11 protein-coding genes are annotated in these 14,041 nt (G+C 42.7%); 10 read left to right on the top strand and 1 reads right to left on the bottom strand.

Annotation, left to right across the window (positions count from 1 at the left end):
• Window positions 1-77: 77 nt before the first annotated feature.
• A complete protein-coding gene (locus BS1321_RS08280) occupies window positions 78-1,376 on the bottom strand; it encodes an MFS transporter (RefSeq protein WP_063235404.1) in 1,299 nt (432 codons plus the stop codon).
• Between the two features lie 468 nt (window positions 1,377-1,844).
• Between BS1321_RS08280 and BS1321_RS08275 the strand changes: the two genes are divergently transcribed.
• The 10 genes from BS1321_RS08275 to iolI all read left to right on the top strand — a co-directional run bounded on the left by BS1321_RS08275 (window position 1,845) and on the right by iolI (window position 14,015).
• The gene (locus tag BS1321_RS08275) at window positions 1,845-2,024 is read left to right on the top strand and encodes an IDEAL domain-containing protein (RefSeq protein WP_063235405.1); all 180 of its coding nucleotides are present in this window, start codon (window positions 1,845-1,847) and stop codon (window positions 2,022-2,024) included.
• A gap of 1,494 nt (window positions 2,025-3,518) precedes the next feature.
• A complete protein-coding gene (locus BS1321_RS08270) occupies window positions 3,519-4,988 on the top strand; it encodes a CoA-acylating methylmalonate-semialdehyde dehydrogenase (RefSeq protein ID WP_063235406.1) in 1,470 nt (489 codons plus the stop codon).
• Window positions 4,989-5,061: 73 nt separating this feature from the next.
• On the top strand, window positions 5,062-5,877 hold the full coding sequence (gene iolB, locus BS1321_RS08265; RefSeq protein ID WP_063235407.1) for a 5-deoxy-glucuronate isomerase: 816 nt from the start codon (window positions 5,062-5,064) through the stop codon (window positions 5,875-5,877).
• A 22-nt stretch (window positions 5,878-5,899) separates the two neighbouring features.
• Window positions 5,900-6,877 (top strand): 5-dehydro-2-deoxygluconokinase, encoded by a 978-nt coding sequence (gene iolC / locus BS1321_RS08260; protein ID WP_063235409.1) that lies wholly within the window; start codon window positions 5,900-5,902, stop codon window positions 6,875-6,877.
• Window positions 6,878-6,909: 32 nt separating this feature from the next.
• A complete protein-coding gene (gene iolD / locus BS1321_RS08255) occupies window positions 6,910-8,820 on the top strand; it encodes a 3D-(3,5/4)-trihydroxycyclohexane-1,2-dione acylhydrolase (decyclizing) (protein WP_063235410.1) in 1,911 nt (636 codons plus the stop codon).
• A 16-nt stretch (window positions 8,821-8,836) separates the two neighbouring features.
• On the top strand, window positions 8,837-9,724 hold the full coding sequence (gene iolE / locus BS1321_RS08250) for a myo-inosose-2 dehydratase (protein ID WP_063235411.1): 888 nt from the start codon (window positions 8,837-8,839) through the stop codon (window positions 9,722-9,724).
• A gap of 22 nt (window positions 9,725-9,746) precedes the next feature.
• Window positions 9,747-11,159: a sugar porter family MFS transporter gene (locus tag BS1321_RS08245; protein WP_063235412.1), complete on the top strand. Its 1,413-nt coding sequence runs from the start codon at window positions 9,747-9,749 to the stop codon at window positions 11,157-11,159.
• A 48-nt stretch (window positions 11,160-11,207) separates the two neighbouring features.
• Window positions 11,208-12,239: a bifunctional inositol 2-dehydrogenase/D-chiro-inositol 1-dehydrogenase gene (gene iolG / locus BS1321_RS08240; RefSeq protein ID WP_063235414.1), complete on the top strand. Its 1,032-nt coding sequence runs from the start codon at window positions 11,208-11,210 to the stop codon at window positions 12,237-12,239.
• 47 nt (window positions 12,240-12,286) lie between these two features.
• Window positions 12,287-13,165: a sugar phosphate isomerase/epimerase family protein gene (locus BS1321_RS08235; RefSeq protein ID WP_053533868.1), complete on the top strand. Its 879-nt coding sequence runs from the start codon at window positions 12,287-12,289 to the stop codon at window positions 13,163-13,165.
• Window positions 13,166-13,169: 4 nt separating this feature from the next.
• Window positions 13,170-14,015, top strand: coding sequence for a 2-keto-myo-inositol isomerase (gene iolI / locus BS1321_RS08230; RefSeq protein ID WP_063235415.1), 846 nt, complete (start codon window positions 13,170-13,172; stop codon window positions 14,013-14,015).
• The last annotated feature ends 26 nt before the right edge of the window (window positions 14,016-14,041 follow it).

The raw sequence follows: 14,041 nt of genomic DNA, 5'->3' as shown, positions 1-14,041 counted from the left end.
TCTAAAAAAACAGAGGCCGCTTGTCCAAGTAATAGGACATGCAGCCTCTGTTTTTACTTATGCCAGGGATTTTAGAATCAGTTCAAATCCAGCTTATGTGGTTTGTGTGTTTGATCCTTTACAATCCTTCTGCTGAAATACGGTGATAATATACAAAGCGCCAGGGAAATTGCGAGACCTGCCATCATGAATCCGCCAAATACCAAAGGGGATGGGCCATATGATTCCGCCATGGTAGTCCAGATGAGCGGACCGAAACCTGCAATGGCTGCCGCGACCTGATAACCGACAGATAATCCAGTATAACGGACCTTGGCTGGAAAGAGCTCCGAGAATAATGTCCCTTGTGTAGAAAAAATGGCTCCCCAGATGACGCCGAGTACAACTGCCTGCATAAAGTAGAACCAGCCGACCCCACGCCCAATCATTGTGAAATATGGGATGGCCAAGACGAAAAGGAGAATCAGGCCCCCAAAATAGATGATTTTTCGATCGATAAAATCAGAAATGTAACCAATGATAGGAATGGTAATTAGCATTGTAGCGCAGCCAATCGTTAAACCGGTAAGTGCTGAATCTTGGGAATAACCAAAATACAGTGTAGTAAAGACGAGAACATAGGACATGATGAATACATTGAAGAACCCGTCCCCAATTTTTAGTCCGATTACTTGCAGCACACTTCTCCAATCGTGTTTCAACGTTTCAATAATGGGAACTTTCGCAAGATCACCGCTATCTTTCTGCTGTTGGAATTCCGGCGTTTCTTCAATGCCACTCCTTACCCAAATTGCCAATCCAATCAGTACACCGCTTAAAAGGAATGGAATTCGCCAACCCCAAGATAAAAATTGGGCATCGGTTGTCAAGGAACTGATAAGGGTTAGGCTGAACGAACCAGCAACCAAACCGATGGGGACCCCTAGTTGGGGAACCGATCCATATAACCCACGAACACCCTTTGGAGCAGATTCCGTTGCCAATAGGATGGCTCCGCCCCATTCACCTCCCAAGGAAATTCCTTGAATCAACCTCAGCACCACCAAGATGGCGGGGGCGGCCAACCCAACCTGGGCATAAGTGGGCAGAACACCAATAAGCATTGAACTCCCTCCCATACCAATAAGGGTGAACATGAGTGCTGCCTTCCGTCCGATGCGATCACCCATATGACCGAATAGGATACTTCCGATTGGACGGGCTGCGTAGCCAGCCCCGAAAGTGACAAAGGCGAGAAGAAGTGAAATCGCAGGATCTTGATTGGGAAAGAATAGAGTTGTAAAAACCAGGCCTGTTGCTGTACCGTATAAATAGAAATCATACCACTCAATAACGGAACCAGCTAAACTTGCGAAAAGAACTCGACTTTTTTTCATGGAAAATGCTCCTTTAATGCATAGTTTTTCATCAAAATTGTTTTTGAAAATAAATAAAGCCGAAATGAACAAAAATGATGGTTAAGGAATATAAGTAAAAAACTGGATTATTTAGATTATTTTAGAGGGCTGATTCATATCGGTCAATATATTTCTGGCTTTTCTGAAAAAATGAAGCGAATAACTTAGCTCTTATCACCTGTAATGGAATATAATTAATTCTAAAGTAATGGAAATAAACGATCCGACCTTCCCGGATAAAATGACTAAAGAGAAATATGGAAAAGTTTTAACTAATGAGGAGAATTAAACTCAAAACATTCAGTATTTTTTAGGTATAGAAGAGTGGCAAAGTGGAGATCATGTGGATAAGGAAATGAAAAAGAGGAAAGGATAAGATTTTAATAAATAATAATAATCTCCAAGTTATTTAGTATAATAGAAAAAAGGTTAAGGAGTTGGTTTCGTATGGAGAAGCAATTGCCAGGAACATCGCTTGAACCTGAAGAGATGGCTGAAATGGTTTTAAAAAAGGCCCTTAGTGATTACCGGAAAGCACAAATTGAAAAAGAAATCGATGACTCATTAAAGAATCGTGATAAGGAAGAGTTCCTACGTTTAACTGAAATTTTGAAGGGCATCTCATGAAATTTTAAACACTGTGAACTAGACAAGTATAGGAAGTACACCTAAAAGCCAGCACAGCTAGATAATATAAATATGATGAAGATAAAACTTTATTTATCTGGAACATTCTAAGTAAATAGCAATCTATAGTATTATAATATTTTACATTGTAAGCGCTTTCTTGTATAATCAAATAAAGAAAATGATGGAGAGAAGAAATGAAAGTAAGCTAATGGCTGGACTCCCAGGTATTAGTGGCTGAAAAGCTTATGCACCGGGATAAAAACTAAAAGGGGGAAAAGGTATGAAAAAAAATGGAGTGTCTTTAGTTGAATTTGTTCAGGAGGATCGATTCGAACTCAGCTCCTACATTACTTCTTTATTTAACAAACTGAATGACTATGTTCCCAAAAGTCTTAAAGATAAAAGGTGAATGACAATAAAAATGGATCAGGAAGATCTGCATAACTTCCTGATCCATTTTTGTTTTAGGAATTTAGATTTTTAAGTAGTGCTTAAGTCAAAACCTCAATAATTGACCATGAGAATCTTTATCGACTAAAATGTTTCATTAGAAAAGATATTTCTTAAGTTACTGGGTGGAATATCCCATTTCTCAACTATCGCGGCGCATAGGGATGCGGAATGGTTACCGTTCACATACAATAGCTTACCTTCACTAAAATTCAGGCTCCCATTTAGGGGTGCCTTTTTTTGTTATGTAATTCCTATTCTGTTGATATATTAAAATATCTTTTACTTTATTAAATTGGTCACATTGATGGAAATGTAAAGTAAAGGAGAGAGCAGGAAGGTCGTTCTGTATGTTTATATATACAATTTATAAGAGATGCAGTTCTAAGGATGGCTGGAATTCCTACGATAAAGTCAATTAGGATTAGAAATATTAATATTCAAAAATACCATTAAAGATATCTTTAAAGTAGTGGTTAATTAATATGGGATCAAGACCTGTCCAAGCTGGGATTTCAAATACGGCGAAGAGGTATTCTCCCTGGAAATGCTTTTAAGTAAATATCCAAGCCCATTTCCATATCTATCAATGATTTGAAGTGCAAAGAAGAGAGAATATTAAAAAAAATCCAAAAAAAGTGTTTACAGGGAAAAAAATTCATTGTAATATTTCCTTATAAAGTAAATGAAATCGATTTCATCCCGGAACGCGATTATGTACAAGCTTTATTCAGAAGTTGAAGTGCGAATAGTTATGAACTAATTCATGTTTAAGGTTGAATAGATATTCGTTAGCCTGGATTGGTCTTCACCTTTTTCTTCAGGTTGAACTCCTGAAAGAAATGAAATCGATTTCATTCGCAGTTTTATGATGGATTTGATATTGGGATTGAGCTAGAAAAACTAATTGATCCCAGAAAGAAACCTGGATGGATTGTCTCCAAAGTCAAATGAAATCGATTTCATTTGGCGTCGATATCTATACTTTTTAAAAATGGCTTGATGATCTAACATACTACTTTATTTTAAGGAGGAAAAAACATGTCATCAGTAACATATGAGGTGAAAAAATTAAAAAATTATATAAATGGTGAGTGGATTGAATCCACTTCAAAGGAAACGGAAATCGTGTTCAACCCTGCAACTGGTGAGGCGATTGCCGAGGTGCCACTTTCAACTAGGGAAGATGTGGATCGTGCGGTTCAAGTGGCGGACGAGGCTTTTAAAAAATGGTCGCAGGTTGCTGTCCCGAAGCGGGCTCGCATATTGTTCAAATATCAGCAGCTACTTGTGGAAAATTGGGAAGAACTTGCTAAACTGGTCACTATAGAAAATGGTAAAAGCCTATCGGAATCGATTGGTGAAGTACAGCGGGGCATCGAGTGTGTCGAGTTTGCGGCGGGTGCACCTACGCTGATGATGGGCAAACAGCTTCCGGATATCGCGACAAACATTGAATCGGGTATGTACCGTTACCCAATTGGTGTAATCGGCGGTATCACCCCATTTAACTTTCCGATGATGGTCCCTTGCTGGATGTTCCCGCTTGCAATCGCATGTGGCAATACATTCGTGTTAAAGCCATCTGAACGTACACCTTTACTTGCAGCACGCATTGTTGAGCTTTTTGAGGAAGCAGGTCTTCCTAAAGGAGTATTGAACATTGTAAATGGAGCACATGACGTGGTTAATGGGCTTCTGGAGCATAAGGATGTGAAAGCTATCTCCTTCGTCGGTTCACAGCCAGTGGCAGAATATGTATATAAAACAGGCACGGCTAACTTGAAGCGAATCCAGGCTCTTGCTGGAGCGAAGAATCATTCGATTGTCTTGAAAGATGCCAACCTTGAAATGACGGCCAAGGAAATAACAAGTGCGGCTTTTGGGTCGGCCGGTGAGCGTTGCATGGCCGCTGCGGTTGTTGTCGTAGAAGAAAGTGTAGCGGACGAGTTAGTTGGAAAATTGAAACAGGCAGCTGATGCCATTACGATCGGTAATGGTCTGGATGACGGTGTTTTTCTTGGACCGGTGATCCGGGAAGGAGCTAAGAAGAGGACCATCGATTACATCGAATCCGGAATAGCTCAAGGTGCGACCCTTGTACGCGATGGCCGTAAAGACGAGGCAGCAAGCGGCAATGGTTATTACCTTGGGGCTACGATTTTTGATCATGTGACACAGGAAATGAAAATCTGGCAAGATGAAATTTTTGCACCAGTGCTCTCCGTTGTCCGCGCCAAAGATTTAACGGAAGCCGTTGAGATTGCCAATGCTTCAGCCTTGGCAAACGGGGCTTGCCTTTATACAGACAGTGCTGCTGATGTACGTCAATTCCGTGAAACGATCCATGCCGGGATGTTGGGCATAAATGTGGGTGTTCCTGCACCTATGGCGTTCTTCCCATTCTCTGGATATAAAGATTCATTCTATGGTGATCTTCATGCAAATGGTACCGACGGTGTGGAGTTCTATACACGTAAAAAAATGGTGACTGCACGCTACGTGAAATAAGTGAACGATAAAGATATTGCAAGATGGCCCGTTTGGATACGGGCCGGATTTTTTGAAAAATAAGGAGGTAAATATGAGTAAACTGCTTCAAAAACCGGAAAAACAAGAGGTCGCTGAAGGTGTTAGAGTCGTTCAAGCGGTTACGAAAGGAAATTCCCCTTTAGAATTTGTTGAATTCAAAATAGTGGAGTTGACTCCTGGTGCTAAATATTCAGAATTATTAATCAAGAAGGAATGCTGCATTGTCGCTCTTACGGGAAAAATCAATGTGACTGTAGGCGAAGATGTATACCATGACTTGGGCACACGCGATAGTGTATTTGATAAAGTGCCGACTGATAGCATTTACGTGTCAAATGATAGAGGTTTTGAATTGGAAGCGATAACCAAGGCCAGAGTGGCGCTGTGTTATTCGCCTTCTGATAAGCAACTTCCGACTAAATGGATTAAAGCGGGAGATGTTGACGTGGAACATAGGGGCATTTTGAGCAATAAGCGGATGGTGCATAATATATTACCGGATTCAGCTCCGTATGCGAATAGCCTTCTGGTGGTTGAAGTATATACAGAAAGCGGAAACTGGTCGAGCTATCCTCCGCATAAACATGATCGGGATAACTTACCAAATGAGTCATTATTGGAAGAGTCCTATTACCATGAAATGAACCCGCCTCAGGGATTCGTCTTTCAGCGAGTATATACAGATGACCGTTCGATCGATGAGACCATGTCCGTCGAAAACGGTGATGTCGTTCTTGTACCGGCCGGTTATCATCCGGTAGGGGTACCTGACGGTTATGAATCTTATTACTTGAATGTCATGGCCGGTCCGACAAGGACATGGAAATTCTACAATGATCCCGATCATGAGTGGATCCTGAATCGTTAAATGAAAAGGAGCTGTTAACCGGATGAACTATACTTTTAATCTCAATAAGGAGTTTGACTTGATTGCCATTGGCCGTGCCTGCATCGATTTGAATGCCAATGAATATAACCGTCCGATGGAAGAGACCATGACATTCACAAAATACGTTGGCGGTTCACCTGCCAATGTTGCCATCGGAAGTGCAAAATTAGGCTTGAAAGTCGGATTCATCGGTAAGCTTGCAGATGATCAGCACGGCCGTTTCATCGAGCGTTATATGCGTGAGGCAGGTGTTGATACATCTAATATGGTAATCGATCAAGAAGGGCATAAAACGGGACTCGCCTTCACGGAAATTAAAAGTCCTGAAGAATGCAGTATCCTGATGTATCGGGATAATGTAGCCGACCTTCATTTAGCACCTTCGGAAGTGGATGAAGAATATATCAAAAAATCAAAGATCCTATTGGTTTCAGGGACGGCTTTAGCAAAAAGCCCATCACGTGAGGCAGTTTTAAAAGCCGTCAGCCTTGCGAAAAGAAATGATGTAAAAGTCGTATTTGAATTGGATTACCGTCCTTATACATGGAATTCCATTGAAGAAACCTCCGTTTACTATTCGTTAGTCGCAGAGCAATCAGACATTTTGATTGGCACGCGTGATGAATATGATGTAATGGAAAATATCGAAAAAGGTACAAATGAAGAAACCGTCCGTTACTTGTTTAAACATTCCGCAGACCTGGTGGTCATCAAACACGGCGTCGAGGGTTCATATGCCTATGCCAAATCAGGCGACGTTTTTAAAGCGAAGTCCTATAAAACGAAAGTATTGAAAACGTTCGGCGCAGGGGATTCATATGCTTCCGCTTTCTTATATGCGTTAGTGAGTGACAAAGGGATTGAAAGCGCTTTGAAGTTTGGCAGTGCTTCCGCTTCCATAGTAGTAAGCAAGCACAGCTCATCCGAGGCGATGCCCGTTGCAGAAGAAATCGAGGGTTTGATTGCCGAACGCGTGTAAGGAATTTATCTACATAGAGGGGTGAACAGAAGATGGGAACAGTGAGATTGACGACAGCCCAGGCTTTAATCAGGTTTTTAAATCAGCAGTACATTCATGTTGATGGTGAGGAGTCTCCCTTTGTAGAAGGGATATTTAATGTATTCGGCCATGGTAATGTCGTTGGTATTGGTCAGGCACTCGAACAGGATGCTGGCCACTTGAAAGTGATTCAAGGAAAGAATGAGCAAGGGATGGCACACGCAGCAATCGCCTACAGCCGGGAAATGCTACGAAGGAAAATTTATGCCGTCACTACATCTGCCGGTCCAGGCTCGGCAAACTTGATTGCTGCGGCGGGGACTGCACTTGCCAACAATATTCCTGTCCTCTTACTTCCTGCTGATACATTTGCGACACGTCAGCCGGATCCGGTTCTTCAGCAACTTGAGCATGAGCATAGTACGGCCATCACCACAAATGACGCTTTTCTGGCAGTATCAAGATATTGGGATCGCGTCACTCGCCCTGAGCAGCTCATGTCCAGTCTGATCCGTGCCTTCGAGGTGATGACCGATCCCGGGAAAGCTGGGCCAGCGACGATATGCATCTCACAGGATGTAGAAGGGGAAGCATTCGATTTCGATGAGCATTTTTTTGAAAAACGCGTCCATTATTTAGATCGGAAAGCTCCGGTTGAACGGGAACTGCTAGGAGCTGCCGATAGAATTAGAGCAAGTAAGAAGCCGATCATCATCGTCGGTGGCGGAGCAAGATATTCCGGAGCTCGGGATATTTTGATGAAGCTTGCTGAAAAGCATAACATTCCACTTGTGGAAACACAGGCCGGTAAATCGACGGTGGAATCATCTTTTCCTAAGAATTTGGGCGGAGTAGGCATTCTCGGTACGATGGCTGCCAATAAGGCTGCCCGCCAGGCAGATCTCGTAATTGGTGTCGGGACCCGCTATACGGACTTTACGACTTCTTCCAAAACTGCATTTGATTTTGAAAGGACAAAGTTTTTGAACATTAACGTCAGCCGCCTTCAAACCTATAAATTAGATGGATTTCAAGTCGTCGCCGATGCAAAAGTGTCGCTCGAGAACCTTGAAGCATTACTAGTGGGCTATGAAACCGAATATGGGGAAATGCTTGGAGAATGGAAGGCGGAGTGGCTTTCCGAACGGACCCGTTTAAGTCAAGTCACTTTCAGCCGTGAAAATTTCACGCCTGAAATCAAAAGCCAGTTTTCACAGCAAGTCTTGAACGAATACTCGGATGCATTGAAAACTGAATTGGCCCAATCCACTGCGATGATCGCAATAAACGATACGGTCGATCAGGAGAGTGTGGTGGTCGGTTCAGCCGGATCACTTCCGGGTGACTTGCAGCGCCTCTGGCATTCAAGCGTACCAAACACGTACCATCTTGAATATGGATTCTCCTGCATGGGCTACGAAATTGCAGGAACATTAGGAGCTAAGCTTGCCCATCCAGACAGGGAAGTCTATGCAATGGTAGGGGACGGCAGTTTTCTGATGCTTCATTCGGAATTGATCACAGCCATCCAATATAATCATAAAATCAACATTTTATTGTTTGATAATTCAGGCTTTGGCTGCATCAACAATTTGCAAATGGAGAATGGCAGCGGAACATATTGCTGTGAGTTCAGAACACATGATAACCAAATCATGAATATTGATTACGCAAAAGTGGCGGAAGGGTACGGGGCCAAAACATATCGGGCCAATACAGTCGATGAGCTGAAAGCCGCATTGGAGGATGCAAAGAATCAATCCGCATCTACATTAATAGAAATGAAGGTTCTGCCGAAAACGATGACGGATGGTTATGACTCCTGGTGGAATGTTGGCGTGGCAGAGGTCTCGGAACGGAAAAGTATACAAATGGCATATGAAGCGAGACAAGAGAAATTAAAAAAGGCCAAACAATATTAAAAGGGGGAAGTCAATAATGCAGGAGATTTCGTGGGGGATTGCCCCAATTGGCTGGCGTAATGATGATATTCCGGAAATCGGGGCTGAAAACACCTTATCCCACCTTTTAAGCGATATTGTCGTGGCAGGATTTCAGGGGACCGAAGTAGGAGGTTTCTTCCCGGAACCGGCGGTCCTGAATAAAGAGCTGCAGCTTCGGAACTTAAAAATAGCCGGTCAGTGGTTCAGCAGTTTCATCATCCGTGATGGCATCGAAAAAGCAGAACGGGATTTCCATGAACACTGCAAATATTTACAGGCTGTCGATGGAGATGTAGCGGTAGTATCCGAACAGACTTACAGTATCCAAGGCGGAAGGTACGATGTATTTAAGGAAAAGCCCCACTTTACTGATGAAGAATGGGGAATATTGTGTACGGGCCTGAATCGGCTCGGGGATATTGCTGGACTTTACAACTTAAAACTGGTGTATCACCACCACATGGGGACAGGGGTCCAGACACTGAGTGAAATTGACCGCCTTATGGAAAATACCGAAAAGAAAGTGCATCTGTTATATGATACTGGACATATTTATGTATCGGATGGCGATTGCAAGTCCCTTCTGCAAAAGCATATCGACCGCATTGGACACGTTCATTTCAAGGATGTAAGGCATGACGTGCTGGAGCAGTGCCGGAAAGAGGGAAAATCATTTCAAGAATCTTTTTTAGCGGGTATGTTCACAGTGCCTGGTGACGGCTGTATTGACTTTGTGGAAGCTTACCATACATTACTGAAAAATCATTATAAAGGCTGGATTGTAGTAGAAGCGGAACAAGATCCGTCCGTTGCTCATCCATTGGAATACGCATTAATGGCTCGCAAGTATATAAATGACAGGCTGCTCCTAGTTCAAGATTAAAAACCGGAAAGAAGTGATTAACTTGAGTAATGATGGAAATCAAATGGCATTCTTACGCAAGATTATTATTATCTCGACGTTAGGCGGTCTTTTGTTCGGATATGATACAGGTGTCATTAATGGCGCTTTGCCGTTCATGTCCGAAGCGGATCAACTTAACCTCAATTCACTTACGCAAGGACTTGTTGCCAGTTCACTTCTATTAGGCGCGGCACTTGGAGCGTTTCTGGGAGGCAGGCTTTCGGATTATGCGGGCCGCCGAAAAAACATTCTTTTTCTTTCGGTACTTTTTTTCTTTTCCACCCTTGGATGCACGTTTGCACCGAATGTTACGGTCATGATTGCTTGCCGTTTTTTACTCGGCATTGCGGTAGGCGGGGCGTCAGTAACCGTTCCTACTTATTTGGCGGAAATGTCTCCTGCTGAACGACGCGGCAGGATCGTCACCCAAAATGAATTGATGATTGTTAGCGGACAGCTGCTTGCATTCATCTTCAATGCCATTCTAGGGACAACGATGGGTGACAGTTCACATGTTTGGCGTTACATGCTGGCAATAGCATCACTTCCAGCTATACTTCTTTTCTTTGGCATGATCAGGTTGCCTGAAAGTCCAAGGTGGCTTGTGTCCAAGAACAAAAATGAAGATGCCCTGAAGGTTTTGAAAAGAATACGTAAAATGGATGAGGCAGAATCGGAATTTCAGGGAATCAAAGCGACATTCGATAAGGAGAACCATGTTAAAAAGGCTACATATAAAGATTTGACCGTCCCCTGGATACGGAGAATCGTCTTTCTTGGAATCGGGATTGCCATCGTTCAGCAAATAACGGGCGTTAATTCTATCATGTACTATGGTACCCAAATTTTAAAGGATGCAGGGTTTGAGACAAAAGCTGCTTTGATCGGGAATATTGCAAACGGTATCATTTCTGTTTTGGCAACGGTTTTAGGTATCTGGCTGCTTGGTAAAATCGGGCACCGTCCAATGCTCATAACCGGTTTGATCGGGACTACGACCACATTGCTTTTGATTGGCGTCTTATCTTCCCTTCTCGAAGGGACGGCTGCCCTTCCCTATATCGTTTTGTCCTTGACCGTCACTTTCCTTGCCTTTCAGCAGGGAGCCATTTCACCGGTTACCTGGTTGATGCTTTCAGAGATCTTCCCGCTTCAAGTACGTGGGCTCGGTATGGGTGTCACCGTATTTTTCCTTTGGGGCGTGAACTTTCTAATCGGCTTAACATTCCCGGTTTTATTAGATAAAGTCGGATTGTCTACCACATTCTATATCTTTTTCGCTTTAGGCATCATCGCTATCATCTTTGTGAAAAAGTGTTTACCGGAAACGAGAGGACTTACACTTGAACAGCTTGAACAAAACTTCCGCAATCATGGAAAAGAACCTGCAAACGAAATAACACAAATAATTTAAGAATTATAGAGTAATAAACCAGATATTCATAAAAGGAGGAATATGATCATGACATTAAATTTTGGTGTAATAGGAACGGGTGCCATCGGCCGGGAGCATATTAAAAGAATTACAGACAAATTATCCGGAGGGAAAATTGTGGCTGTAACCGATGTGAATGAAGAGGCGGCAAAACAGGTCGTGGAACAATATGGACTTGAGGCACTTGTATATCCGGATGACCAATCACTCGTAAACTCGGAAAATGTCGATGCTGTGCTTGTTACGAGTTGGGGCCCTGCACATGAGCAAAACGTATTGAATGCGATTGAAGCTGGCAAATATGTATTCTGTGAAAAGCCACTGGCAACAACGGCGGAAGGCTGCAGGAGAATTGCCGAAGCGGAAATGAAACACGGGAAGCGTTTGGTGCAAGTTGGTTTTATGCGACGTTATGATAGCGGTTACGTACAACTGAAAGAAGCCATTGATAGAAATGAAATTGGCGAGCCGCTCATGGTCCGCTGCGTACACCGCAATCCAGAAGTGGATGAAAAATATACGACGGAAATGGCGGTCGTTGATACATTGATTCATGAGATTGATGTATTGCATTGGTTAATCAGCGATGATTACAAATCAGTTCAAGTCATTTACCCGAAGAAAGCAAGCCGCGCGCATGCTAATTTAAAAGATCCCCAACTCATCATAATGGAAACGAAGAGCGGGATTGTCATTCAAGCTGAAGTATTTGTGAATTGTAAATATGGCTATGATATCCAATGTGAAGTCATTGGTGAGGACGGTGTTGCATATCTTCCTGAACCGGCGAGCATCGTGACAAGGAAAGGCGCAAAACGGAGCACGGATATCTTGGTAGATTGGAAAGATCGTTTTATGGATGCATATGACATAGAATTACAGGATTTCATAGATTCCATTATAAAGACAGGTCAGCCGAATGGTCCGACTTCATGGGACGGATACATTGCTGCCGTAACAGCTGATGCTTGTGTAAAAGCACAAGAGTCAGGACAGAAAGAATCCGTTGCTCTAGAAGAGAAGCCCGTTTTTTATACGGGAAAAATCACTGTACAGTGAACGTAACTATGCATCGAAAACTAAAATGAATTATAGGGGGAACGACAATGAAACTAGCTTTGGATCCTACAATGTATGCCAATTTATCATTAAAAGAAATGGTCGATAAAACGGCGGAACTTGGCTATGAATATATCGAACTGTCACCGAGGGAAGATTTTTGCCCATTCTATAAATATCCTAAAGTGGATAAGGAACAGATTAAAAATTTGAAACGCTGGTGTAGTGACGCAGGTGTGAAGATATCATCCTTGCTTCCGCTATACTACTGGGCCGGTCCGGATGAGGAAAGGCGCCAGGCGGCTGTCCGTAATTGGAAACGTGCCATTGAAGTGGCAGTGGAATTGGATGTTGACTTGATGAATAGTGAATTTAACGGTTCTAAATTCAATGAAGTTATCTGTGAAGAGAAATTCATTAAATCAATGGATGAACTTCTCCCGGTATTTGAAAGGGAAGGCGTTAAACTGAATTTGCAGGCACACCCATTCGATTTCATCGAAACGCATGAGGGAGCGATGGATATGATCCGTGCCCTTGACCGTCCGTGGATAAACCTTGTGTATTCAACCGCACATACATTTTTCTATGATGATGGCAAAGGCGATATTGCCCCTATGTTCGATTCTGCCGGGGATCGCCTGCAGCACGTCTTGTTTGCAGATACATTCAATCATAAAGCATCCAACGGACTCCGTTATATCGTCAATCCTCCAGGCGTCGAGGCAACCGTCCACCAGCATTTGAACATCGGCGAAGCGGAAGTTGACTTTGATACGATCTTCAAAAAACTGAAAGAAATGAATTTTGACGGCATCGCGACAAATGCAGTATTTGCTTGGATCGACAAAGCAGACTGGTCAAGTAAGCTTATGCTTCAAAAAATGAGAGACGGATTGGGTTTAGCAGAAAGAATTGGAGGCTGACAGAATGAAACTTTGTTTCAACCAAGCGACAACACTTGAAAATTCCAACTTGGTCAAAGATCTCAAACACTGTGAAAAACATGGTTACGATTATATCGAAATCCGTACCATGGATAAATTGCCTGAGTATTTGGAAGAGCACTCTATTGAAGACCTAGCCGAATTTTTTAACGCAAATCATATTAAACCACTTGCCTTCAACGCTCTCGTATTCTTTAATAACCGAGATGAAGACGGCCATAAGGCGATAATAGCCGAATTTAAAAACATGATGATCATGGCGAAGAAATTGGGTGTGAAATATGTGGTGGCGGTTCCGCTTGTAACGGAAGCGAAAATATTGAAAGAAGATATTAAAAACAGCTGTGTGGAAGTATTGGCTGAGCTTTCCGAGATTGCTGAACCGTTTGGCGTTAAAATTGCAGTGGAATTTGTCGGGCATCCGCAATGTACTGTGAATACATTTGGACAGGCATACGATATCGTTGAAACAGTCAACCGTGATAATGTTGGGTTGGTGCTGGACTGTTTTCACTTCCATGCTATGGGTTCCAGTTTGGAAGACTTGAAGAAAGCGGATGGGGAGAAAATCTTCATTTTACACATTGATGATACAGAGGATTTTCCGATCGGCTTTTTGACGGATGAAGACCGGGTATGGCCTGGGCATGGTGCCATAGATTTAGACAGCATATTATCCATCTTGAGGGGAATTGGTTATTCTGACGTCGCCTCTGTGGAATTGTTCCGTCCAGAATATTATGAACTCGATGCTGAAGAAGCCATTAAGACCGCAAAAGAAACGACAATTCAAGTTATTTCGAAGTACTTTGCTCTACAGAATTTATAAGTGGATCATGATAATCTCGTGAATAA

The sequence above is a fragment of the Peribacillus simplex NBRC 15720 = DSM 1321 genome, from assembly GCF_002243645.1.
Classification (GTDB): domain Bacteria; phylum Bacillota; class Bacilli; order Bacillales; family DSM-1321; genus Peribacillus; species Peribacillus simplex.
This window is presented reverse-complemented; position numbering and strand designations above follow the sequence as displayed.